The following is a 327-nucleotide window of genomic DNA, read 5'->3' on the forward strand; positions in this document are numbered from 1 at the left end:
CTGGCTGTAGAAATGGGAGATGCTCGGCAGTACGGCAGTAGCCGGGACTTTGCGGCCTCTGTAGGTCTGGTGCCCCGCCAGTACAGCACTGGTGGTAGGCCAGCTTTGCTGGGGATCAGCAAGCGTGGCGACAAGAACCTTCGGCATTTGCTGGTGCTGTGCGCACGGGTCTACATGCTTCGCCTGAAGTATCAGAAAGGCCCATTGGCCGATTGGGTGCGTTCATTGCTCGCGCGACGTCACTCCAATGTGGTGGCCTGCGCGTTGGCCAACAAACTGGCACGCATCGCTTGGGCCATTGCCACTCGGCACACGCAATATAAAACG

Annotated in this window: 1 protein-coding gene; it reads left to right on the plus strand. The window is 59.0% G+C overall.

Features of this window, described 5'->3' with window-relative positions; genetic code table 11:
* Positions 1-327, plus strand: a 327-nt coding sequence (locus tag CC207_RS18975) for a transposase (RefSeq protein WP_143496137.1), incomplete at both ends; no start/stop codon positions are given.

Source organism: Pseudomonas sp. DrBHI1 (genome assembly GCF_002205115.1).
GTDB classification, from domain to species: domain Bacteria; phylum Pseudomonadota; class Gammaproteobacteria; order Pseudomonadales; family Pseudomonadaceae; genus Aquipseudomonas; species Aquipseudomonas mosselii.